Annotated in this window: 16 protein-coding genes and 1 riboswitch; of the genes, 2 read left to right on the forward strand and 14 right to left on the reverse strand. The window is 58.4% G+C overall.

The window, feature by feature from the left end; translation table 11 throughout:
- Positions 1-22: 22 nt before the first annotated feature.
- A riboswitch (cobalamin riboswitch) is annotated at positions 23-215 on the reverse strand.
- 317 nt (positions 216-532) lie between these two features.
- A complete protein-coding gene (locus tag EDC27_RS15915) occupies positions 533-691 on the forward strand; it encodes a hypothetical protein (protein WP_170161584.1) in 159 nt (52 codons plus the stop codon).
- A 503-nt stretch (positions 692-1,194) separates the two neighbouring features.
- Here EDC27_RS15915 and EDC27_RS04330 read toward each other — a convergent pair.
- From EDC27_RS04330 to EDC27_RS04395, 14 genes are all read right to left on the reverse strand, one after another.
- Entirely contained in the window at positions 1,195-1,638 is a 444-nt protein-coding gene (locus tag EDC27_RS04330) for an Hsp20/alpha crystallin family protein (protein WP_123289386.1), read from the reverse strand.
- A 129-nt stretch (positions 1,639-1,767) separates the two neighbouring features.
- The gene (locus EDC27_RS04335) at positions 1,768-2,028 is read right to left on the reverse strand and encodes a hypothetical protein (protein ID WP_123289387.1); all 261 of its coding nucleotides are present in this window, start codon (positions 2,026-2,028) and stop codon (positions 1,768-1,770) included.
- A gap of 25 nt (positions 2,029-2,053) precedes the next feature.
- The gene (locus EDC27_RS04340; RefSeq protein ID WP_123289388.1) at positions 2,054-2,467 is read right to left on the reverse strand and encodes a hydrogenase iron-sulfur subunit; all 414 of its coding nucleotides are present in this window, start codon (positions 2,465-2,467) and stop codon (positions 2,054-2,056) included.
- Positions 2,464-5,358, reverse strand: a complete 2,895-nt coding sequence (locus EDC27_RS04345) for an FAD-dependent oxidoreductase (protein WP_170161585.1) — start codon at positions 5,356-5,358, stop codon at positions 2,464-2,466. Before EDC27_RS04345 ends, EDC27_RS04340 begins: the two co-directional genes overlap by 4 nt.
- A 3-nt stretch (positions 5,359-5,361) precedes the next feature.
- Entirely contained in the window at positions 5,362-5,541 is a 180-nt protein-coding gene (locus tag EDC27_RS16195; RefSeq protein WP_123289390.1) for an FAD-dependent oxidoreductase, read from the reverse strand.
- Complete coding sequence (locus tag EDC27_RS04355; protein WP_123289391.1) at positions 5,538-7,010, reverse strand: heterodisulfide reductase-related iron-sulfur binding cluster; 1,473 nt, start codon at positions 7,008-7,010, stop codon at positions 5,538-5,540. Before EDC27_RS04355 ends, EDC27_RS16195 begins: the two co-directional genes overlap by 4 nt.
- Before the next feature lie 34 nt (positions 7,011-7,044).
- Complete coding sequence (locus EDC27_RS04360) at positions 7,045-7,557, reverse strand: hydrogenase maturation protease (protein WP_123289392.1); 513 nt, start codon at positions 7,555-7,557, stop codon at positions 7,045-7,047.
- 128 nt (positions 7,558-7,685) lie between these two features.
- The gene (locus EDC27_RS04365; RefSeq protein WP_123289393.1) at positions 7,686-10,400 is read right to left on the reverse strand and encodes a PAS domain-containing protein; all 2,715 of its coding nucleotides are present in this window, start codon (positions 10,398-10,400) and stop codon (positions 7,686-7,688) included.
- Between the two features lie 165 nt (positions 10,401-10,565).
- Positions 10,566-12,587 carry a methyl-accepting chemotaxis protein gene (locus EDC27_RS04370; protein ID WP_123289394.1) on the reverse strand — a complete coding sequence of 674 codons (2,022 nt, stop codon included), beginning with the start codon at positions 12,585-12,587 and terminating at the stop codon, positions 10,566-10,568.
- Positions 12,584-13,009 carry a hypothetical protein gene (locus EDC27_RS04375; protein ID WP_148045683.1) on the reverse strand — a complete coding sequence of 142 codons (426 nt, stop codon included), beginning with the start codon at positions 13,007-13,009 and terminating at the stop codon, positions 12,584-12,586. Before EDC27_RS04375 ends, EDC27_RS04370 begins: the two co-directional genes overlap by 4 nt.
- Positions 13,010-13,427: 418 nt before the next feature.
- Positions 13,428-14,909, reverse strand: a complete 1,482-nt coding sequence (locus EDC27_RS04380; RefSeq protein ID WP_123289396.1) for a sigma-54-dependent transcriptional regulator — start codon at positions 14,907-14,909, stop codon at positions 13,428-13,430.
- A 3-nt stretch (positions 14,910-14,912) separates the two neighbouring features.
- On the reverse strand, positions 14,913-16,466 hold the full coding sequence (locus EDC27_RS04385) for a hybrid sensor histidine kinase/response regulator (protein WP_123289397.1): 1,554 nt from the start codon (positions 16,464-16,466) through the stop codon (positions 14,913-14,915).
- Positions 16,467-16,984: 518 nt separating this feature from the next.
- Positions 16,985-19,630 carry a hybrid sensor histidine kinase/response regulator gene (locus EDC27_RS04390; RefSeq protein WP_170161587.1) on the reverse strand — a complete coding sequence of 882 codons (2,646 nt, stop codon included), beginning with the start codon at positions 19,628-19,630 and terminating at the stop codon, positions 16,985-16,987.
- 5 nt (positions 19,631-19,635) lie between these two features.
- Positions 19,636-20,793 carry an ABC transporter substrate-binding protein gene (locus tag EDC27_RS04395; RefSeq protein WP_123289399.1) on the reverse strand — a complete coding sequence of 386 codons (1,158 nt, stop codon included), beginning with the start codon at positions 20,791-20,793 and terminating at the stop codon, positions 19,636-19,638.
- 240 nt (positions 20,794-21,033) lie between these two features.
- Between EDC27_RS04395 and EDC27_RS04400 the strand changes: the two genes are divergently transcribed.
- Positions 21,034-22,134: an ABC transporter substrate-binding protein gene (locus tag EDC27_RS04400; RefSeq protein WP_123289400.1), complete on the forward strand. Its 1,101-nt coding sequence runs from the start codon at positions 21,034-21,036 to the stop codon at positions 22,132-22,134.
- The last annotated feature ends 31 nt before the right edge of the window (positions 22,135-22,165 follow it).

The raw sequence follows: 22,165 nt of genomic DNA on the forward strand, positions 1-22,165 counted from the left end.
GGCTTCCTTTGCCATCGGTTGCCCGGCCTCATGTTTTCCAGCAGGTCTTCTGGCTCTCGGATCATCTGAAGGACCGCAGCCTTCCCCTCGGGGTGTTCCCCGAAAGTGACCGGTTCGACCGCTCGAACCTTCGCGCTCCTTCATCCCCGATCACAGCGGCGGGACCGCCACGGATTTTCACCGTGTTCCGGGATGCTGGAAAACCGTTACCGCATTCATGGCTTTTCTGCCACGAACCTCGGGGCCTGTCAAGGTGGAAACCTGCAACCCGTTTGCCCGGGGGTTCATAACCTTGACCCATGGAAAGGGACGATGGGTCCCCCATGGGCCGAAAATCACCATGGCCGTCGTGAAAAAAAAGATTATGACCCCGCTTTAGGTCCTGAGCTCTTTGAAGGGCTCAGAATAAGAGACGTTTATCGTGACCCCGCATCGGACTGACCAGCCATAAGCCGTCGATTTGGTCCGGAAAAGGTGTGTGTGATGGGGGAACAGTCGCTAAGCCAGTTCAAAGCCAAAGATGGACGGTTAAATGGAGATCGTGCTGGACATTCTCAAGGGCCACAAAACCATCGCGAAGGTGGCACGCGAGCACGATGTCAACCGGACAACCCCCAACGCAGGTCGAATAACCTCGAAAATCCCCTCGCGACCACATTGGAACCCGACGATCTATGGCGCATCTGAATGAACGCACCGTCGAACGGCCGGATTTCCTGTCAATCGGCATGGATGCCTCGGCTCAGGGCAGGCCCCCCTGCCGGCCCCGATGACCCCGTGTCTGACCCATGTAGGGGCAGCCACAGGGGCTGCCCCTACGGTGTCGTGGCCGGTTGTGGGTTCAAATGTTGTTACGCCATGTGATCCAAATGGTGTTGCCGCATGGGGTGCACATGTCGCTGCCGCATGAGGTGCATCAGTTTAAAACAACGACAACCCGTCGGTATGGGCACGGGGTGAACATGTCGGCTGCCCTGCTGCCCCCACCCGGGCCGGCCTTTTGCGCACGCGCATCGATATCCGGGCATTACGTAGGAGCACAGGCCCCCGCGACTGACCCGATGACCCCGTGCCTCACCAAAATAGGGGCAGCCACAAGGGCTGCCCCTACATGATCCGGACCTGAAGGCCAAGAAAAGCGCGGTCACAGAATCGACCGTTTTGGCCTTGATTCCTAGGGTTTATGACACGTTCTTAGTGCTTCACTTCAATCCTCTTTGGCCGAGACGCTTCGGCCTTGGGAATCTCGATGCGCAGCACACCGTCTTTGTAGACCGCCTCGATCCCTTCCGCCTTCACTTCCGCCGGCAAACTAAAGGATCGGGCAAACGAACCGTATCGGCGTTCCACGCGGTGGAAAGATTCCCCTTTCTCTTCCTTTTCCTGGCGCTTTTCCCCTTTAACGGTCAACACGTTATCCGTGATGCTGATGTCCAGATCCTTCACATCCACGCCGGGAAGATCGGCTTTGACAACAATCTTATCTTCCGTTTCGGAAATGTCAAAGGCCGGCATCAGCACTTTGTCCTCGCCCCACACGGCCGGAAGGGCTTCCTCAAAGAATCGGTCCATCCAGTCGAAGGCCCTCGGCCATGCAAGGAGCGACTCCCTTCGCGAACGCGGAACCAATCCGAGCATGTCCAGTACCTCCTTTAATGAGAGTTTTTCATGACCTACGCTTTCGCCAAAAAGTTAACTCTCATTGGGGTGCTGTCAAGTCCCCTCCTTGAGGGACCACCGCGTCCGTAAGCTCTGGGGCTTTTCTCGTCACCCTTTCGGGGCGTTTTCCCCTGTTTCTTCAAGGAGTCTTTTGAAACGGGCAGAATCCCGCACGCGGCGTGCCGAAGCCGCTTCCGCCTCTTCCACGGTCAGATGAATCTCTCCACATTCAGGACAGGTGACGTTCAGCTGATCACCGATGATGCGTTCCCGTATTTCGTCCACCGTCATATGGCCGAACAGCCCGCATTTGGTATCCACCCGTCTCGCCCGCACACGAACCGGAAAGGGTTTTTCCTCTGCCTTCATGCTCGGTCCTTGTTCGGTCGGCCGTTCAACCCCGGCCGTTGTCCAGGTCCTGGACCTGTCGAACCATGTCTCGGCACGCCTCCACAAACCTTTCCGCCTCCGATGAGGCGCACCACACCACACGAAACCGTTCCGGCTCCAACCCCATGGCTTCCATCATTTCATGAACCACCACCCGCCGAGCGTCCGCCCGAAGGTTGCCGTCTTTGTAATGGCATTCCCCCGGCCGACACCCCATGATCAGAACACCGGAGGCTCCCAGAGAGAAAGCTTCCATGACCCATTGAGGATGCACCATGCCGGAGCACATGACCCGCACGATGTGTACACTTTCCGGATATTCCATGCGGCGAATCCCCGCAAGATCGGCGGCGCTGTAAGCACACCAATGGCACGCAAAGACGACAATTGTTTTCTTACCCTGGTCGACGCCGTTCATGAGGCCGCCCAGCCCTGTTCAGACCCGAGAAGGGTTTGAAGCTGTCGCGACACTTGCCGCCCACTAAACCCGGCCACTCGAATGCCGTCTTTGGGGCACGTGGCCTGGCAGATACCACAGCCTTTGCACAAGGCCATGTTGATGACGGGAAGCCGCACCGAGTCATGGGTTTCACGCCCCTTGGGCGATCGACTTTCCCAGTCGATGGCCCCGTAGGGGCAGACGTCCAGGCACAAGGCGCACCCGTCGCAGTTTTCCATCACCACATGGGCTTTGACGGCATCCAGGGATCTTCGGCGGGTGGCCAGGATGGACGCGGCGCGCGCCACCACGGCCTGGGCTTGCACGATAACCTCATCCAAAGGCTTTGGCCCGTGCGCCAGGCCGGCCATAAAAACCCCTTCCGTCAAGAATTCCACGGGCCGCAGCTTCGCGTGACTTTCCTGAAAAAACCCGTCGGCGTTCACCGGCAGTTTGTAGATGCCGGCCAGCTCGGCCACCGCCGACTGGGGCACAATGGCCGTGGCCAAGATGATCACATCGGCTCGCAGCGTCAAAGGCCTTTGGAGCATAGGATCCATGGCGTGCACGTAAAGTTCGTTGGGACCGAGGCGCACCGCCGGTTTATGTTCCAGGTCATACCGAATAAAGACGACCCCCTTTTCTCGCGCCTGCCGATAAAGGGATTCGCGCAATCCGTACGTGCGCACATCACGGTAAAGAATGGTGATTTCCCTTGAGGCATCTTCTTCTTTCAATTCCACCGCCGCCTGCATGGCATGGGTGCAACACACGCGGGAACAGTAGGGCCGCTGAGGTTCTCGCGACCCCACACACTGAATGAACACAAAGCTTTTGGCCTCCGTAATGCGCTCATCCCCTACGGCGTGCAGTTTGTCAAATTCCAAAGCCGTCAGCACCCGTTGGGATTCGGCGTACCCGTATTCGTTGGGCTTATGGGCGGTGCCCCCCACGGCGAGCACCGTGACGCCATGGTCCACGCTAAAGGTCGCGCCGCCTTTTTGTATGGTCGACCGAAAATTGCCCACATACCCTTCCGCGGCCACCACTTCGCTTTTCAGGTACACACTGATGTAGGGGTGAGAGCGCACCTTGGCTGCAAGATGCTCCACAAACCCCGCCATGTCTTCCCCTTTCCAAGTGCGGTACAGATGCCGCGCGTTGCCGCCAAGCTGGGAACTCTTTTCCACCAGATGGACAGGAAACCCCTGGTCCGCCAGCCCTAAGGCCGTAGTCATGCCCGCCACGCCGCCGCCCACCACCAAAACCGTGGGGTTCACGTTCACCGTGACCGCAGGCATCGGTTCCTGCAAACTGACCTTGGCCACCGCCATGCGCACAAGGTCCGCCGCCTTGGTGGTGGCCGCTCGAGGGTCCCGCCCGTGAACCCATGCGGCCTGGTTTCGAATGTTGGCCATTTCAAAAAGATATTCGTTCAGGCCGGCATTCTTGAGGGTTTCTCGAAAGAGGGCTTCATGGGTGACCGGGGAGCAGGCCGCCACGACGATGCGGTTGAGCCGACGGCTCTCAATGCTTCGCCGAATCCGCTCCTGACTGTCCTGGGCACAGGCAAAGAGATTCCTTTCCACGTGGACCACGTAAGGCAGTCGAGAGGCCATCTCGGCGACGGCCTCCACGTCCACCACGCCCGCGATGTTGGACCCACAATGGCAAAGGAAAACCCCCACTCGAGGCGCTTCATCGGCGACGGAGCGCTCCTCGGGAAAATCCCTGAGCCTCGACAAACTGTTTCTCACATCCGCCAAGGGAACGGTGGCCGCCGCGGCCGCCGCCGAGCCTTCCAGAACCGCATGGGCAATGTCCTTGGGACCCGCCAAGGTGCCACACACGTAGATGCCGTCTCGGGATGTTTTCACGGGCTCAAAGGACGAGGTTTCCACAAAACCGTGGCTGTCCGTCTGCACACCCAAGCGATGGCACAAGGCTCGCACCCCTGAAGGCACCTCCATGCCCACGGAAAGGACCACCAGGTCAAACACGTGCTTGGCACGGCGGCCGTCCTCCGTAACAACCTGAATCTCAAGGCTGTGGCCGTCCTCGGCCATGTCTACCCTGGGCACACGGTATCGAAGAAACTGCACGCCGCGTTCTTGCATCGCATGGAAATACCGGTCAAAATCCTTTCCGGCCGTGCGCATGTCGGTGTAAAAGACCGTCACCTTCATGGAGGGGTCGCACTCCAGGGCCATGGACGCTTCCTTGACGGCCGTCATGCAACACACGGAAGAACAGTACTCATGACCTCTGGCCGACTCATCGCGGCTGCCCACACACTGCACAAAGGCCACTCGACGAACGGGAGCTCCGTCCGAGGGGCGCACCACCGGCCGCCGCTCCGCTGCGGCGGCGGAAAGCATGCGTTCCCACACCACGGATTGCACCACGTTATCATAAACGCCGAAGCCCCAAGGGTTTCGCGCCGGGGGTTCAAAAGGTCGAAACCCCGTGGCCACAACCACCGATCCCACGGAAACCGTCAGCCAGCGCTCGCGATCATCAAAGCGAACGGCATCGGCCGGGCACACCCGCGCACAGGCGCCGCACGTTCCTTGCGTCAGCTGCAAACATCGTCGGGGATCGATTTGATAGGCCATGGGCACCGCTTGAGGATAACTCAGGAAGATGGCGGCACGCCGAGCCTGGGGGCCGCATCGAGGATCCTCTATGCTTACCGGGCACACGCGCGCACACTCCCCACACGCCACGCATCGACGGACATCCACATATCGAGGCCGACACCGCAGGGTGGCCTGAAACCGAGGCGCCTCGCCTTCCAACCGCTCCAGCTCCGTGTGGGTCATCAATTCGATATTGAAGTGCCGACCGCACTCCACCAATTTGGGCGCCAAAATTCACATGGCACATTCGTTGGTCGGAAAGGTTTTATCCAAGCGGGCCATGGTGCCGCCGATGGCTCCGGTCCTTTCCGCTAGATAGACGAAATAGCCGGCTTCGGCCAAATCCAGGGCCGCCTGAAGCCCGGAAATGCCGCCTCCGATGACCAACACGGCGCCCACCTTTTGGCGAATCATATTTGCACTCCATCGTTTGTGGCGTGAGGCATCACCAGAGCCTCCGCCACAAGTTCCCATAGGAGTTTGACATCCACGTTGAGATCGTATTCCTTGCATAGGGCTTTGAGGATTTGATCCCGGCACGTGTGGCAGGCTGTAACCACCAAACTGGCGCCCGTTCGCCGAATCTGGCGCGCTTTGTGGCGTCCGAAAAAAACCCGCTCCTCATGAAAGGGCAAGGCCGAAAGCCCCCCGCCGGCACCACAGCAATAGGCGTCTTCCCGGTTGGGAACCATCTCCACAAAGCGGCTGCAGCACCGGCGCACGATGTCCCGGGCTTGTTCATCGTAGGCTTGCCCAAAGGCTTTCAGGGACTTTCGCGTCACATGGCAAGGGTCGTGATATGTGACGATGCCGGGATATCCATCCGACCGGACTTGCAGGCGTCCGGTATGGAGGTAGCCCGCAAGAAGATCAAAGAGGGTCAGGACCTGAAACCGTTTGGCTTCTTGCGCATACCATCGATGTAAGGCGAGGCGAAAAGCATAGTAAGCGTGACCGCATTCGGGCAGGAGCAAAGCTTCACAGCCCAGGCGGCGCATGGCGTCCACGACACGGCCCACAGACACCCGCACCGCTTCCTCATCGCCTGTGAAATAGCCCCATTGCACGCCGTCCCAAAACTCCGAACAAAGGGTCCAGGATTCTCCGGCGGCGTAAAAAATCTTCCACCAATGCTTCATCTGCCGGGGTTCCGCAAAGGGTTCTTTGGAATTGACGGTCACAAGCAGTCGAGCCCCTTGAACGTCCAACGGAAGCTGAAATCCTGAACACTCCGTTTCCGCCAATTCCCGAGCCACCGCTTGACAACACGCCGTGAAATCCTCCCGAGGAATCCCCAGATTGTTTCCGGTCTCCAGCAAAGTCACCACGCCCCTGTGCAAGGCGCCGGGCACTCGATCCCGATCCCAGCTTTGCCGCAGAGCCATCATGAGTCCCGTGATGTCCACTCCCGCAGGGCACACCTGTTCACATTGCGCGCATAAAGTGCATTTCCAGGGCCACAGGGATTCGCCCAGCTCCCGTTCCATTCCGAGAACCGCCATGCGGACCACCTTGCGAGGGTCCCAGCCGTCCACACCCGCCAGAGGGCACACGCCCGCGCAACTGCCGCAATTGATGCACACATCGGCCCATTGCGGCACGGCACGAAAGGTGCGGGAACGCCCTTCCACAACCACCGCCCCTTCCGCCTCTTCTTTGGGATCAAAAGGCAGCGCCGATGGAGAGGGCACCTGACGCCCCTGAATGGCCGAGGCATCCAGGCCGTATGTATGGCACAGCCGAATGAACTCGTCCTCGTCCAGCACATAGCGCTTGCCCGGAACGCGACGTGCCGGTAGCCGACCGCTACGTATCCAGTTGCGAATGGTGTTGCGGTGCACGCCCAACTGCTTGGCAAGCTGCCCAATTTGCACCACAATCACGGCTCTTCTCCCATCCGTTTCGCCCAAGACGCCGTCAGGCCACTGCCGGCCTCTCCGAGGCCAGAGCCTTTAAAAGTATTTCCACGGCATGAGGAACCGCTCGAGCCACCGACTCTGAAAGCCCCGGGGCCACATGGTTCGGGATCCACCCCGCCTGCACGGCCAAGACGGCTACCTTGACACCGCCTTCTTGCGCCAGTTCCCGCAACAGATCCGCCGACGGAAACTGATGCATGAGAAAATCCGCCCGCTTGGCCGCCGGGATGTCTTCCAAGGCAAGCCAGAAGAGTTCTCCGGGGTTGCGTCCGCTCATCTGCACCGCATCCACAATGAAAAGGGCCTTGGGCTTTTGGGGGCTGAGCACCAGGTCAAAGAGAAGGTCGGCGGCCGCCGTACCCGCATCTACCACACAGGCGTGGGCCGGACACAAAGCATGGGTCGCCAGAGCTTCCGCCACGGTTGGTCCAAAGCCATCATCACCAAAGAGCGTATTGCCGCAGCCCAGGACCACCGCTGCGGCCGAAAACAACCGGCTTCGTTCATTCATGAAACAAAGTTCCTCCGGGCATTGTGCATGTTGTGCATCCATCGGCTACCTAACGCGAGGCGCATGGCTTGTCAATGACGAAAAAAGGGCGGGGGTTTTGCGTCGTTCTTTCGTGGCGTTACGGCCCATTAACGGGCAAGAAGGGAGCGGATGGCCTGAAGTAGAACCCGCCGACGCACAGGTTTATCGATAAAAAGGTTCAGGCCCTTCGGGTTGTCGGCGCATTCCTCGGGCCGCTTCACATACCCGCTGATAAAAATCGCCGGAATCTTCCAGCCTCTTTGCCGAAGAAGTCCCACGGCCTCTTGGCCGCCCATGCGCGGCATGCTCACATCGGTTACGACCAGGTCAATGGGCTCCTCGCTGGTGGCAAACACTTCCACGGCCTCCATGCCGTCTTGCGCCTCCAAAACGCGATAGCCCGCCTCCCGAAGCACCGTCGCCAGGTAGCTTCGAACGGCCGGGTCATCTTCCGCCAAGAGCACGGTTTCCGTCCCACGTAAGGCCTCTTCCGCCAGAGACTCCGTCTGCTCTTCGCTCTCCGACGGCTTTCCTTCGTGCGGCGGCAAATATATTTTGACTACCGTTCCCTTGCCCGGTTCGCTGGAGACGTCAAGCACGCCGTCGTGCTGCTTGACGATGCCATAGACGACCGCAAGGCCGAGCCCCGATCCTTTGCCGACCTCTTTGGTGGTAAAGAACGGTTCAAAGATTCGTTCCAACACGTCGGCCGTCATGCCAAGCCCCGTATCCGCAACGGACACCATCACATAAGGGCCGGGTTTTAAATGAGCGTGTGGGCGAACATGGTCTTCATGCAGATGCACATTGGCCGTCTCCAGAACGATCTCACCGCCCGAAGGCATGGCATCCCGAGCATTGACGACCAGATTCATCAGCACCTGCTCCATAAGTTGCCGGTCCACCATGACCGGCCACAGCCCATGGCCGAGAACGCAGCGTACGGTGATGGTTTCCCCGACCAGTTTTTGCACTAGCTTGGCAAAATCACGAAGCAGCTCATTCATGTCGGTCACTTCCGGCTGAAGGGCCTTTTTTCGGCTGAAGGCGAGCAGTTGCTGGACCAATCGAGCGGCTCGAAGCCCACCGTGCATCACTCGCTGCAGGTGCTCTCGGCGGGGATCCTCGGCCGGCGTTTCCGCAAGAAGCATTTCCACATAGCCGTTTATGACCTGCAAAATGTTGTTGAACTCATGGGCCACGCCGCCGGCCAATTGACCCACCGCTTGCATCTTCTGCGCGTGGCGAAGCTGTTCTTGAAGCTTTTCACGCTCCGTGACATCGAAAAACAGGGTGACGAATCGACCAGGTTCCGTCTGGTAGGCACGCACAGAAAAGGTCTTCTGAAGCGTTGGCTCGTCAGCAATGAATTCCACCCTCTCGCCGTAAAGCGCCGTCCGTCCATAGCGTTGCACCCACTCCTGTGCACCCTGCGGCAGGATCTGCTGCAACGTCTTCCCCACCACGTCGTGTGCCTTCCACCCCGTCAAGGCTTCAAAAGCGGGGTTGACCTTCAAAAACCGGTAATCCACGGGAACTCCCGACGCGTCGGTTAGTATCTCGTGCAAGGCAAACGCCCCGTGCATGTGGTCAAAAAGAAGTTCCATTTCTCGGTGCTGTTTGGCCAAACGTTCCTGCGCCCGCGCCTCGTTCGTGATGTCCCGAAAGGATTCAATGACTCCCGAAATTTTTTCGCCGTTGTTCTTTAAAGGACTCACCACAACGTGAAACACCCGCGTGGTTTCATCCGCGAGCTGGATTTCCATGCGCCGTGAACACGAAACCCCTGTGGTCAGAACCTGCTGGGCAGGGCATTTTTCAAAAGCGCAGGCCCCGGAAAGAGCATGCCACTTAGAAAAGACGTCCTTGCACGAGCGTCCGACGGCTTGGTCCGGCTCGGTTTCGGCCAATGAAGCCGCGCTCGCATTGAGCACAACAATGTTTAGGTCCCGATCCAGGACCACCATGGGATCCTGAAGATTCTCCAGAACGCTTTTCCAGAACCGCTCCTGCCTTTGGGTTTTTGCGAGAAGGGATTCCCTTTCTCGAACCCGAGCGTAGGCCGTAAAGGACGCCCAGCCAATGCCCAAAACGCCCAGAAACCAAATGAGTGCATGCCGCCCCAGCACGGCGCTCAAAGACTCTCGGTGCGCTTCGGCAAACACGCTCAAAGGCACCACGGTGCTAATGCCGCCGCGAAGGGCTCCGGGTACATCCCAAGGGGTGTTGTGGCATCGACGGCACGCATCTTCCAGGACCAGAGGCATCATGACCTTCACCAATGGTGTACCCGATTCCTCGACCGTTTCGTAAAAGTGGCGCTTATCCGGGTGGTTCTCCAACCATTTCAGGGCTTTGGTTTCCCACGCATTCGGCGCGTTGGCCGGATGGGTTGGATTGAGGCTTGTGAGATGGGAAGAGCTCACGCCGCTTTTACGGGCCAGATCGTGGACCATGCGCGTCATGTAGGCGGGATTGACCAGCGTGAGCTTTTTTCCGAAGGGCGTCTCAATGTCCCGTTCCGGCACATTGAGGTAGGGATTGGGGGGCAGGTTTTCGCTCACGGGAGCATAGACGCCCCCCTGCTGAGCATTCCATCGACGGTACAGAAGATCTTTTTCCATCAGGGCCAGGGCATGTGAAAGAGCCGACTTTTCGATGTGCCGCCTTTCTTGTCTGAGCGTTTCTAGGCTCAAGACAAGGATCGCCGCCGTCCACAGGATCAATGCCCCGGCGGCGATCCACCGCAACGGTGGGCGACGATGGTCTTGGCCATCGGAAAGGGTCGTCCCCAGACCTTGAAATGACCCGACCTGTCCCATGATGCACCCTCTTCAACAAAGACACGCCCTGTTCCCTCAACCAACCTTGTGACGACGGACGCCTTTTCTTTAGAGAAATGCCGGGGGCCACCCACCTCCGGGATTTTCATAAAACCCTCTGTGAACGATCAGCCTTGGTTTTGGTTCGGAAGTTTATCATAGAACTTAAAAATCTTGATAGTCCTCGTCAAAAGGAATGAGCTCTTCGGGCTTCGGCTGCCTTTCCACCTTTTTCAGGGCCGGATGGGCCTTGCCGTTTCCAGAAGATCGAGTTGAGGTGTCGGACTTTGCAACCTGGGGTTTCTCATAGGCCGTCTGCGAGGCCACGGCTCTCTTTTTCCGTGAGAGAATCTTTCCCCCAAGGCTTTGTTCGCGCCGCCCCACCAAGGCCGCCAGCTCCTCCACGGCCCGGCGCATCTGTTCCGCCTGGGCACTGAGCTCCTCCGCCGCCGAAGCCGATTCCTCCGCATTGGCCGCCGTCTGCTGCACCACCTTGTCCATCTCGGAGATCGCCGTATTCACCTGACCGATGCCCTCGCTTTGTTCGTGGGACGCCGCCGCAATCTCGTTAACCAGCTCCGCCACTTTCACCACACTTTCATGGACTTGCTCAAAAACCTCGTTGGTGGATTCCGTTAGATTCACTCCCTGCTTGACCCGGTTCACCGTCCCTTCGATCAACTGCGCCGTGTTCTTAGCCGCTTCCGCCGCCCGCATGGCCAGGTTTCGCACCTCATCGGCCACCACGGCAAACCCCGCTCCGGCCTCCCCGGCCCGCGCCGCCTCCACGGCCGCATTGAGGGCCAACAGGTTGGTTTGAAAGGCGACCTCATCAATGGTCTTGATGATCTTCTGCGTCTCCTCGCTGGATCGGTTGATGTCTTCCATGGACTGCAGAAGATTCGCCATGGCGCTCTTGGCCTGCTCGGCGGCCTTGGCGGCCTGCTTCATGAGTCCGTCGGCCTGGGCGGCGTTGTCCGCGTTCTGGCGCGTCATGGAAGCCATCTCTTCCACCGCCGACGTGGTCTCCTCAATGCCCGCCGCCTGCTGGGAAGCCCCTTCCGCAAGCTGCTGGCTCGCCGAGGCCACCTGTTGCGACGCCGAAGCCACTTGTTCAGAACCTTCACCGATTTCGGTCACCGATCGTCGCAGCACGGCGCTGAGACGCCGGGTGATCAAAGCACCCAAAATGACAGCCAAAGCCAGCCCTGCAAGGGCCACCACGGTCATGATTCCCTGAAAGAGGGAGGCCTGCTGAATCGCCTGATCGGCCGCTTTTTCCCCCACTTCTTTGTTGATCTCCACCACTTTGGCCAAAAGGGGCATGGCTTTGCGCTGGGCCTCGAAACAGGGCCCCATGAGCTGATTTTCTAGGGAACGCCTGGCGGTAAGGGCTTTTAGAATAACGGCGTCGAGATCTTCAAAGTCCTTGAAGACCGAAACTCTCGCTGCTTCGAGCTGTTTACTCGCCATGTCGCGAGCCTCATCGACGCGACCGGAGGCCACCAGCTGCTTGATGGCCCGCACGGCTTCGTGGAACCGGCGGTGCGGTTCCGCCACTCGGCTGATAATGTTTTTCACTTCCGGGTTGTCGCTCTTAAAGGTCGGAAGCCATTTCCCGAAGCGACATTGGGTGTGATCCTCGCCCCCTTCAAAGGACTCGCCGGTTGCGAGCATGTGGTTGACGAGATATTCTAGTTTGTAGTGATCTGTCATAAAAGTAAGCAGATCTTGGTGCACTTGGTCCGGGTCCTGAATCCCCAATTTATCGAAGTCTTTCGCCATGGCAATGGCCTTGTCGTTTTCGGTCACCCAGGCTTCCAGTTCCGCTTTGAACTGTTTCCAAACCTGGGCCTCCTCGGGGGTTTGTGGTAGAGGCTCGTAGACTTTCATGGCTTCTCGGTAGGTCTCCCTGGCCTCAACGATGTTGTCGTACTGGCGTTGTCGGATTTGCGGATCCAAGCCCGCGATGGCCAACGTGCGCAAACTTCCACGGAGGGTTTCCAGCTGGTGCGCCATGGTCAGCGTCGCGTCCACACTGGGTAAACGCACTCGACCTACCTCTTCCAGAGCCTTTACTCCATCGCGAACGGCAACGTAGCCAACAAGGCCTAGGATGGCCACAGCCACGGCAAGAACTCCGAAACTTACAGCCAACCGTTTGCCAATCGTCCATTGTTTCTTCATGATGCCCCTCCTTTTTGTTTTGGAAACTTACCTTCTAGGTTCTCTTGCCTGAATTTGCGGCATACACTAGTCAAAACTTGAGGAATCGCTGCATCGTCGCGTTCGGTCACGGCCACGAAACACGGGGAATAACGCTGCACAGCCACGAGAAGCTCGAGATGGGGGTTGACGATCACAACCACGAGATGCCCGTGAGGAAGCCGACTTCGAAAAAGCCTTATGGGCGAAAGGTCCACTATGTCCGAAGCGACCATCACACCCAGCAGGGCTGGATCCGCGATGTCGGTTTGCCGCCAATGGATTTGCGCCAGATCCAGCAACCGGCACTGCTCCTGAATGGCCCACCGGCACAGAAGCGCCCAAAGCCGCTGCACCCTTTTTTTTGACCTACAGCCGTGCGGAACATGGCATACTAGGACCATGATCTTTTCCCTTTTTGGGCAGCGCCACGTTGTTTCGTTTTCCTAAGCAAAGATGGGGCCATAAATGGGTCACAGCTTGATTTATGCCACAACGGAGAAAATTTATGATCCCTGGAGGCTTGTTGGCTGCCTGCTCGAATATATTTTGTGTTTTGCCGTGAGGGTTTCAGATCCCGATGGCACCTTGCGGCGCGCCTAAGGCATCCAACGCAGAAATGCATTGGAATTTACCTACCGAAGCGGACCCTTTCCTCTGTAGGGATCGCTCGCCGACCCTCACCCCATTGGCGGACTGGTGCGGAAGGTTGTGTCCCCTTGTGCAAGACCCGGGCGTCCTGTTTTCCAGGAATGCCAGACCACGGTGCCACGGTTCGTTTCGCCCGGGGGGTTAACCCACGGGCGCCATGACCGGACCGGATCAAGGGCTGCTGGGCTTTGTGGCATCGCAAGAAGAGGGGACGCCCAAACCCGCTTCTTTCAGGAGGGCGTAAAGTCTGGATCGGGAAAGGCCGCTTAGGGCACAGGCCCGGGCCACGTCTCCCCGGCTCCGCTTCATCAAGGCGTCCAGGTAGGTTCGAGTCGCCTCAGCGGTGACCTTTTCTCGGTAGGCTTTGTAGGTGGGCCACGCCTCTTCTGTAAGCTGATGGAACGAAGAGGTCGGGGCTGCAGGTGGCACCATGGGTGGAGTCATGCCAGGTTCGGCCGACGGCAACGGGTGCCCCAGATTTTTGGCGGCCACCTGGGCTCGAATGTGCTCCGGCAAATGGATGGCGTACAGCGTGGGGCTTTCGGCGCTCATGGCCAGGGCATGCAAGACCGCATGGATCAGTTCCCGCACATTGCCGGGCCAAGAATAAGAGAGAATCGTCTCCACGAAATCCGGAGACAACCCCTTGAGCTCCCCAGCAGAGCTTTCCGTTTGCCGAAGAAGCACATCCTGAACGATAGGCACAATGTCCTTCTTCCGCCGCCGCAGGGGCGGCACTCGCAACACCATACCGGCCAAGCGGTAGTAGAGATCTTGGCGAAACCGCCCCTCTTGGACCATTTTCTCCAAATTTCTATGGGTGGCGGCGATGGGGCGAAAGTCCACATATCGCTCGTCGCCGGCCCCCACGGGGCGAAAAGTCTTTTCCTGGATGACTCGAAGAAGTTTGGCTTGGGCCGACTGGGGCAAATCCCCCACTTCGTCCAGGAAGAGGGTTCCACGATGGGCCAAGGCCACCAGCCCGACACGCTGGCGATCTGCTCCCGTAAAAGCCCCTTTCTCATGCCCAAAAAGATGGCTTTCCATGAGCGGTTCCGGAATGACCGTACAGTCCACCACCACAAAGGGTTTGGAAGCCCTGGCGCTGTGCTCGTGAATAGCCCGCGCCAGTCGTTCTTTTCCCGTCCCTGTCTCCCCGACAATCAGCACGGGCACCTGGGATGCGGCAGCTCGGGCGACCCCATGAAGGCATTCCACCATGGTATCCGACGTGGCGACAAAGTCCGGTAGACGCAGCACAGAAGTGGGAAACCATCCCCCCGAACGTCGGTACTCCACCACTTGGGCGACGGCGAGCTGCACGTCGTCAATGTTCAAGGGTTTGCTCAGATAGTTCCACGCTCCATGACGTAAAGCCAGGGCCGCACCATCGGCACTGGCTTTGCCTGTCATGATGAGCACTTCGGGGCGCCCCAGACTGCTTCGAAAAGCCTCGATGGCTTCCAGCCCGGAACCATCCGGCAAAACCACGTCTAGAAACACTATGTCGAAAGCCATGGCGGCGGCCCTGGTCTTCCCTTCCCCCAGGCCGCCGGCACACTCCACGACGCATGAAACCCCTTCAAGGATATCCTTCAGGGTATCTCTTACCCACGGATCGTCATCGACCACAAGAACCTTGGGCTGCTGCATGGATTAAGATGCTTTCACCACTTCTTTTAAGACGTTCAATAGGTCGGAACGCGTCACGGGCTTGTAGACCACCCGGTCCACGACCGATGTTTCCAGATCCTTCAGTTCGGCAAAGGTGCGATAGCCTGTCAGCATCACCACGGGCGTGGAAGGGCGCACCGTTTTGACGCTTCTGGCCACATCAAGCCCGGTCCATTGAGGCATGGAGTAATCGGTCAAGACCACATCGAACCCCTCAGGATTTTGTTGGAAAAGATGCATCGCCTTCTGTGGCGTTTCGCACACGGTAAGTCGGCTCACAACCGATTTCAGATAGGTTTCCAGAAGCTGACGCACATCGGCATCGTCGTCCACGGCAAGGACGCGAACGTCAAGGCTTTGCATCGGTCCCTCACACACTTCCTCGATGGAGGTTACAGCTTGTGCCGAGGCGGCGGGCAAAAGCACGTGAAAGGCCGCGCCACCCCAGGGCGCGTCATCAACCCAAACGGTACCTCCCAGACGCTGCACCACGCCGGAAACGATAAAAAGCCCCAGTCCGGTACCCTCTTCAGGGCTCTTGGTCGTGAAATAGGGATCAAAAATCTTTTCCCGCAACTCGGGAGGCACGCCCGGCCCCGTGTCGAGAACCGAAAGGCGCACCCAGGATGCGAATTCTGAAGGAACTCGTTTGAGAAAACGGGCGTCTCGGCAGGGGCATTCCAATTCCAGGGTCACCGTCCCCTTGGTGGAACGCACTGCGTGGTAAGCGTTGACGGCAAGATTCATCAAAATCTGGTAAGCCTCTGTGGGATTGGCGCGCGTCGGGGCGCTTTCAGGTAGCTTTGAATATGTAACATCAATGGACTTGGGCATTCCGGCCCGAAGAAGTTTGACGCATTCTTTGAGAATCGGCACAAAATCGGTGGTCGTTTCGACGGAATCCTGCTCGCGGCTGATGAGCAGGATCTGGGCCACAAGGTCCTTGGCACGACGGGCCGCGTCATGAATTCTCTGAAAGTAGCGGAAGGTCAGATCCGAGGGTGTGCCTTGGCTCATGCCCATTTGAGCATATCCCAGAATGGGCATAAGAAGGTTATTGAAATCGTGCCCAATGCCGGCGGCCAAAGCCGCCAGCGCTTCCATCTTTTGCATATGGTGAATCTGCTTGAGAAGCTCCGCCTTTTCCGATGCGGCACGCTTTTGCTCCGTCAGATCGTTAAACACGACCAGAATGTCCCCCGAGGGCAACCGTGCCACATAATTTTCGACCCATAGGGAAAGGCGCTCGTCGGCATACTGGGTGACGGGATGTTTTGCGGGAACCCCCGTGCGATACACCTTTCGAAACACCGCCAGAAGGCCCATGCCTTCGACTCCGGGATAGACCTCCGTGACACGGCGACCGAGGTGGGCTTCACGGGGGATTTTGCCGATGGCCGCCCCCGCCGGATTGATGTCCTTAAAGATGAAATCCGCGCCGTCGTCGACGGCTTCGTAAACGGCGATGCCCGTGGCCACGTGGTTAAAAATTTCCTGAAAGAGAAGAGATTTTTCGCTGGTGTTGGACTTTTCCATTTTCTCTCCTCTAGGCACTGGTGAGGATGCCGTGCTTCATGCCGGCCTATGGATCCCAGGGCTTCGCGTTGACTATGGGCTTATGATCGGCTCACAACTTGGTCGCGTCAGCCCGCCGCCTTTGTCAGGGCCGCACACTCGGCCATCGGTTCAGTGCAGTGCCAGAGCGGTTTGCAACCCGCCTGTGGCGCCGCTTCCCTTCTACCACATGGCTACCACGTTGCCCACGGCCCTGCCCATCCTCCGAAAAAATTATATTTTATAATTTTCAATAAATCATTGACAAAAGGTTTGTAATTAACGGAGTCACATCTCGATTTATGCCATAAGGATCGCGAGCTCTGCTTCCGGACAAGCCTTCAGGCGCCTTTGTGCAAACGGCTCTGAAAGGGCGCACGGGTGGTGGTTGTCGTCGAGCTCTTTGTGGGACAGGCCTTCAGACGAGCCTCGCTGTCCGCCGAAGGGATTCCCATGTGAGGGTGTGTTTCACGTCGGCCGGACTGTGATGCCACGAAACGTTACGCGACACCGAAGCCGCATAGAAGTTCCATGAGATCCCGAAGGCGGTAGGGTTTGGGCAGGAACGCCACGTGCTCGGAAGGCGCCCGCTGTTGCGAAACCAAACCGCTATGCTCACCGCTGGTCAGAATGACAGGTAGGGTTGGGTAAAGGCGCCGAACTTGGGTCAAGCAGGCCGTGCCGCCCATGCCCGGCATATTTTCATCGAGAATCAACGCATGAACGCCGCCGGCTTCCCTTTGCAGCACAGCCAAAGCTTCCTCGCCCGAGGAGGCCGTCAGCACATGAAAACCCTCGTCGGCAAGGCCTTCCGAGATATGTTCCAAAATATCCTTCTCATCATCGACCACGAGAACCGTTCGTGCAATCTCATTAAGGTCCGCCGGCTTCGATGGCCTGCTGGCTTTCGAGGGCGCTGTGACCATGGCTTGGTCGGTCGTCCTGGAAGCATGAACCGGCAGCGTTACGAAAAACGCCGTCCCTTGCCCCGGCCGGCTGTGGAAAGTGACGGTGCCGCCGAGGCGCTTGACCACGCCGTAGACCGTGGAAAGCCCCAATCCCGTTCCTTTGCCGGGTTCCTTGGTGGTGAAAAAGGGATCAAAGATGCGTTCTTGAATGGCTTCCGGAATGCCTCGGCCCGTATCGGAAACGGTCAGGACAACCCCTTGGGTCCCGTCGAGAAATGTGGCTTTCGCCGTGGTCACCCGAATGGAGCCCTCTGCGTCCTCGCCGATGGCGTCCCGGGCGTTCACCACCAAATTGATGAGCAGTTGCTCTAACTGCAGTCGGTCTGCGTAAACAGCAGGAAGATTTTCCGACAGGTTCTCTTCCAGATAAATCCGGCGCGGAATGTTTTGCCGAAGAAACGCCAGTGTCTCGTGCACCAATCGGTTGATGTCCACCACCTCGGGGTTGGCGTCATCCTGTCGGGCAAAGGTGAGCATGCGGCGGACCAGTTCGGCACCTCGATCTGTCGCTTCCTGCACCCGGACAATCCAGCGCCGTTTTCGATCGTCCGCTTCTGTGTGACGTGCCAAAAGTTCCACATACCCGGTCATGGCTTGAAGCAGATTATTGAATTCATGAGCGATGCCGCTGGCCAGAGTCCCCAAGGATTCCATCTTTTGGGCATGGGAGACGATCCGTTCCAGTTCCTTCGCCTTTTTTTCCGCCTCGATCCTTGCCGTAATGTCTCGAGCCATCACGCGAATGCCGACAACCTTTTTGTCGTCCCCGTGCATCGGCTGCGCCGAAATTTCCACCGTTTTGGCAGATCCGTGCACATCATGAAAGGCTAACACCTGAAGTTGCCCGGTGCTGCGGCCCTCGGCCACGTCTCGAAAAAAAGCCTCCATGGCCTCGGCCGTCTCGGCCCCTGCCATATCGGCCAAGGAAAAGGGATGGGCCGGAGGTGGGTCCAAACCGAAAAGGCGGACAAAGGCGCTGTTATGAAAGGTGACAACGCCTTGCGTGTCCAGTTCGAAATAGGCTTCGTCGATGCTTTCTAAAATCTCTCGATACCGCCTTTCACTGCGGGCCAACGATTCCTGGACGCTTACCAGAGCTTTTTGTCGCAGCAGAAGCGCTTCTTCGCGTTCCTGTACGGCCCGGCTCATTTCTCGAAAGCGTTGCGCAAAAATCCCCAATTCTGCAAAGGTTTCTTGAACCTGGGGCCACGCCTCTTCCGCGTCGCCTCGGCCTTCGGCCAAGCGCTGCACCACACGGGTGAGGCTCTCCACGGGTCCAACCACCCCCTTGCGAAGCCGACGCATAAGGCCCCAAACCACCAGGCGGAGAAAGGCAAAAAACAGGGTAAACCCGCAGAAGGCTGCCATAACAATAGGGTAGATCGCGGAACCAAGCGGATAGGCCACGAGGATCACCCATCCCCAGGGCTCGATGCGCCAACTCATCCCGTAGACGGTGGTTCCCGACAGCGACCCCAAGAGCGTTGTGCCTTCCGGATGCGCCAAAGCCCGTGCGATGAGAGGCTCATGAGCCATATTTTCTTGTTCCTGCACTTTACGGACGTCCGGGTGCACGATCAGGTTGCCGTAGCGGTCCATAATCCAGATGATTCGGTGGGGGACTTTTCGAAAGTACGCCTGGATCAATCTGTGAACGTGCCCCAGATCCAGTTCCCCCACCACCGTACCCCACCGCGTGGGCATCATGGTAGCCACGGTTACCGAGTTCAAGTCGGAGCGGAAATAGGGTACCGAATAGTTGGGCCAGTAGCCCGTGCTGGAGAAATAGGATGTGGGAGGCGGCGAGACGGTGGCCCGTTCCCCCGCGGTCATCCAATTCATTCCACGGCCGTAGACCGCAACCGTAGAGCGATCCGGTTGGATGAAAAAGACGCGATGGTACGGCAACGGGACTCCCACAGGAACATCTTTCTTGGCCGCAGCATCAATGAGGCCGCTGACGGCGGCCAACAGGCTCAGGTTTTCGTCCGCGGCGCCCAAAAAATTGGACACGTAGCCGTCCACGCTCCAGCTGATCAACCGGTGTTCATCTTTCAGCTGCACGATGCGCCACGCGACCAGCCCACAGGTGCCCAACACCGCGAGGACCAGAAGTGGGATCAGGAGGCTGCGTCGCAAAAATCGTTGGATAACGTCAGATAAACCACGTTCCATCATGCCCCTCATTGTGGCGCGAGCTTGACGAAACGTCCGTCGCGCACGCCCACCAGGTAACTTTCCCCATGGACATCCCCGTAGGCATCCATGGTCAGGCGACCAAAAAGACCATGAAATTCCCTGGACTCAGCCAAAGCCTTTCGCAGGCGCTCCGGCCTACCCCCTACGGATTCCAGCGCTTGGACGAGAAAGCGCACCGTATCATAGCTGCGCGCCGCCGCGAAGTTGGGTGCCATTCCGAAACGCTCTCGGTAGGCGTGGACGAACTCCGCCGCCTCAGGCACCTCTTCCAACGGCGGATCGTTGGTGGCCAGGATCAGGAACTCGGCCGCGCGCCCCGCTTCGGTGATCAAGCGATCCGTCTGAGCCCATCCCACGCCGAAGAAGGACGATTGGATCTTCGCACGACGCATGGCCACCAGAAGCTGGGCCGTCTCCTGGGCGGAAGCCACCAGAACCACTGCCCGCGGCTCCTTTTCTAAAACCGCTTCGGCCAGAGAGACCTCCGTGCCCTTTTCCAGGCGCGAGAACCCCTTAGTTAAAACCACGTGGCCGCCAAGGGATTCCAGGGTCTGCGTCAGGGCCGAAACCCATGGTTCTGTGTAACCGGGATTTGTCGCGTCGTAGAGAATCCCGACTCGATCCAGGCCGCGGGTAATGAGATGGCGCGCCAAAAAATTGGCCGGAGCTTGCGAGTCGGGCCTTAGGCGGAAAAAGAGGTCCTTTTTCCCGGTCAGGAGGGCACTGGAAGCCACGGGAGAGAAAAGCGGCACACCGATACGCTCCAGCTCGGGAAGGGCATCAAGGCACTGGGTGCTCAGCATGTGGCCGATGATGACCGAAGCGCCCTGAGCGACAAGAAGTTCCCGGGCTCTTTTCGCCCCTTCCAGTGTCCCCTCGTCGTTTTGGACCAGAAGTTCCAGAACGCGCCCACTCACACCACCTCGGCGGTTGATCTCTTCGACGGCGAGTCGGGCACCGTTGCGCGCGTGGATTCCCAGGTCCGCCCACGGCCCGGTGATCACACCGGCTAGGCCGAGGCGAATGGGTTCCTTGTGGCATCCCCACAGGGTCAGCACGAGGGCAAGCATCAGCCCTAGGCTTTTGCGGCCGGCGGTGTCCAAAGACCTCTTTCTTTTTTGCGCCTTGTTGACAACACGCATCTTCTGCTAAAAATTGGCTCACCGAATAAGTTCCACATCCTTTTTCTTCCCTTACACCACACGTTTAGGTGCTTAACGAAGTGCTACCAGCTATTGTATCGGCATGAAAAGGTCACGGCTTCAACAAAACCTGACTGGGTGAAAAAAAGCTTAAAGTCCCGAGCCTGCCCTGCCGATCTTCCACGACAGGCATGGTGACCGTCAGGACCCATGTGAGCTGAAAGGGGAGGGAGGTGAGCCGTGTCACGACATGACAACCGTCGGCGCAACGATGGTTTCGCCCTATGGGGTTTCCTGTTTATCTTCGTCTTCGTCTGGACCAAGGCCGTCATCGCCGAACACCCTTCCGGGCTCCGTCGAATCTTTATCGTTCACAGTTACGAACAAGACCACGTGTGCGGCCAGCCGCAGCATGACGGTGTGCTTAAAGCGCTGCGCGACGCCGGTTTCGAGCCGGGGATCAACCTTGAGGTCCGCACCTTCTACATGGACACCTACAGGACCAACAATACCCCGGAACTGATCGAAAAGGTCGGTCGGGAGGCGCTGGATGAAGTGAAGGCCTCGGCTCCCGATGTGGTGGTGACCTTGGATGACAACGCCTTTCGCACCGTAGGGCTGGCCCTCAACGGAACTTCGACTCCGGTGGTTTTCTCCGGCATGAACGGCTTTCCGGAAGACTACGATGCCCAACGGGATTTTATGCACTCGCGAAGCCACCCCGGCGGCAACATCACCGGGGTCCACGAGAAGCTTCATGTGATCGATGCGCTCAGGGTGCACACGCGGCTTTTTCCCAAAACCCAGAAAGTTCTTTTCATCACCGACACATCTTCCACCGGTCGGGGCATTTGGAAGCAAATCGCGACGGAGTTGGCTCAAGAGGCGGCGCCATGCGATTGGGAGATTCGAGTCGCCCATTCGTGGGAAAACTACAAGGCCATCATTCGTGAAGCCAACGCAGATCCACAGGTGAGTGCTTTGTACCCTGCGGCGCTTGTCCTTGTGGACAAACAGGGTCTGGCTCACACGGCGCCCGAAATCTTTCCGTGGACGGCACGGCATTCACGCAAACCGGAAATCGCCGTCAATTTTGATTTCGTTCAGATGGGGCTCTTCGGCGGCGCCGCCGTGGACTTTTTTGCCATGGGCGAAAAAGCCGGAAGGATGGTCGCGGCCATCCTTGAGGGCACCCCCCCCGGCGACGTGCCCATTGAGGAGGCGGATCGCATTGCGCTGGGCTTTAATTTGCGTCGCGCGAAGCGCCTAGGGATTCACATCCCCGAAGACGTTTTGCTGGCCGCCGATTACGTCCATGAAAGCCGTTTGACCAATCCATAGCCGATCCATTCTCAGGCAAAGGATTCTCCCG

This window comes from Desulfosoma caldarium, from assembly GCF_003751385.1.
Lineage (GTDB): Bacteria > Desulfobacterota > Syntrophobacteria > Syntrophobacterales > DSM-9756 > Desulfosoma > Desulfosoma caldarium.